The sequence below is a fragment of the Acinetobacter higginsii genome (genome assembly GCF_000369845.1).
Lineage (GTDB): Bacteria > Pseudomonadota > Gammaproteobacteria > Pseudomonadales > Moraxellaceae > Acinetobacter > Acinetobacter higginsii.
The window spans coordinates 12,290-14,072 of sequence record NZ_KB850214.1; the positions used below are offsets into that span (position 1 = coordinate 12,290).

Here is a 1,783-nt window from a genome sequence, read left to right on the forward strand (position 1 = left end):
GATGTCAGTCAAACTGACTGTCAGAACTATATGCGTGGCAATCGTCCTTTTGACTACTCAAAACAGCCTCGAGCGATCAATACAGGCATTGCGCAATCAGGTAATTATGTTGCTTCTACATCAAATCAAGATACGCCAATGACACCTGAGCAATATGCTAAATATCTTCAATATCTTGATGAAAAAAATCGAGCAAATAATATTGTTTATGAAACACAAACACTTAAATCTAAAGACATAGGCGTGAATTCTTTATGACTACTTTATCTCTAGTGGAAATAGCTCAATTAGAACAGCTTCTTTTTGTCGTATTCGTAGTCGGAGTCATTACGGGTGCAATCTGCACAGGCTTCTTAAAAATGCTCTTAAATCTTATTACATTGCATTTTGAGCAACCTAATCGAATTAAAACGAATAACGGCTACTTATACCGATTCAAGCGTAAATATGTGCCACTGGAGGAAAAACAAAGATTGATTAAACAGGCTATTGAGCAATACAGAGCTTTAAAAAATGAAAAGAAAACGTCTGCATGATTCCCATGTTTTTATATACTATCGACACCAAAAATTTTTAAGAGATCTTCGGTTTTTATGTGAAATTAATGGTGCTCCATTTACTCCATTTCTTGGTAATATTGATTGTGTTACCGTGTAACGAGTGTTATGATTTTTTTCATGAACAAAGTTACACGGTAACTCACAATGAAAGACCCTAAAGACAATAAAACAATCGATTCATTTAAACCAGAACCAAAAACAAGTGCCGAGCGCCAACGAGCATATAGAGAACGTAATAATGATGCTGGCGATACAAGGCGACTTGATACTGTGATTTCTTCTGAGTGTTATTTTGCTCTTAAGGAAATATCTAAATTTGAAGGTGAAACAATGCGACAATCACTTGAGCGTATTATTAATAAAGAATCTGATCGTATTTCAGGTGCATTGGCCATATGTTCGGTTTTAAGGAGGTTAGAATTATGACTACGCAAGATATTTTGGGCATAACGGTGTTAATTTTGGCTCTATTCTTTTTTGGTGAAAGAGTGTTTAACTACGTCAAAGAAATGTTAAAGTGATTGGCATTTTATTACAATCGGGTGTCTTACTGCAGATCTTTTCCCGGCTTTTCCCTGGCACAATTTAATAATTAAATTTCAACAACTTAATATTTTTCACCCCAAAATTCGGATTGGCAAAATATGACAGAATTTAAAGAAAGAGTTTCAGCAAAACAAGAACTAAAATTTACGTTTTATGTGGGTTATGGGCTTGGTTTTTTTACTGGTGCTTGTGCTGTTTTACTTGTTTTGATCTTTTCAGGATATTTTTGAGGACTTTGATTTTGGGTCGTACAATTTTAATTTTTATGATCTTTATTACATGTCCGATATGGTTATCGGTTTTACTTTCTTTTTTTTAGCGCAATAGTTTAGTTAGGCTCGGTACAGCTTTGCTGTGCCATATATGCGCTAACAAAGCGCATATATCGATATAAACAGAATCACTACCCTAAACCTTAGAAAATACCGCCGATTAGGCGGCTTAAGCTGGCTGTCTAGCCAGCGTCACAAATGAAAATAAATCATCTCGCTTTCTGGCTACAATTTAAAAATTTGATCTTGCATAGGCTAAATAGAGCTTTCGGAGTATTCCGAAAGCGAACTGACATACAGAATAACAATGATAATATGCGGTTAAAGGTAGGTGAGTAACTTGGATCTAGACAATGCTGGTTCAGATGAAGGTGTCCTGATTTTGCATAATATTTGTTATGTTAC

Annotated in this window: 3 protein-coding genes and 1 pseudogene; all 4 read left to right on the top strand. The window is 35.2% G+C overall.

All coding sequences use genetic code 11. The features are described 5' to 3' along the window. Positions 1-258 (top strand): annotated as a pseudogene (locus F885_RS12320) (zonular occludens toxin domain-containing protein); the annotation flags it as partial. Continuing rightward, positions 255-536 (top strand): hypothetical protein, encoded by a 282-nt coding sequence (locus F885_RS12315; RefSeq protein WP_005315426.1) that lies wholly within the window; start codon positions 255-257, stop codon positions 534-536. The pseudogene F885_RS12320 and the gene F885_RS12315, both read left to right, overlap by 4 nt. Before the next feature lie 168 nt (positions 537-704). Next, positions 705-986, top strand: coding sequence for a hypothetical protein (locus F885_RS12310; protein ID WP_005315428.1), 282 nt, complete (start codon positions 705-707; stop codon positions 984-986). Positions 987-1,204: 218 nt separating this feature from the next. Then, positions 1,205-1,336: a hypothetical protein gene (locus F885_RS21340; RefSeq protein WP_005315431.1), complete on the top strand. Its 132-nt coding sequence runs from the start codon at positions 1,205-1,207 to the stop codon at positions 1,334-1,336. Positions 1,337-1,783 lie beyond the last annotated feature (447 nt).

Bases quoted from the DNA above. Each gene is read 5' to 3' on its own strand.
- F885_RS12315 (WP_005315426.1), top strand. From the start codon at position 255: ATGACTACTTTATCTCTAGTGGAAATAGCTCAATTAGAACAGCTTCTT.
- F885_RS12310 (WP_005315428.1), top strand. From the start codon at position 705: ATGAAAGACCCTAAAGACAATAAAACAATCGATTCATTTAAACCAGAA.
- F885_RS21340 (WP_005315431.1), top strand. From the start codon at position 1,205: ATGACAGAATTTAAAGAAAGAGTTTCAGCAAAACAAGAACTAAAATTT.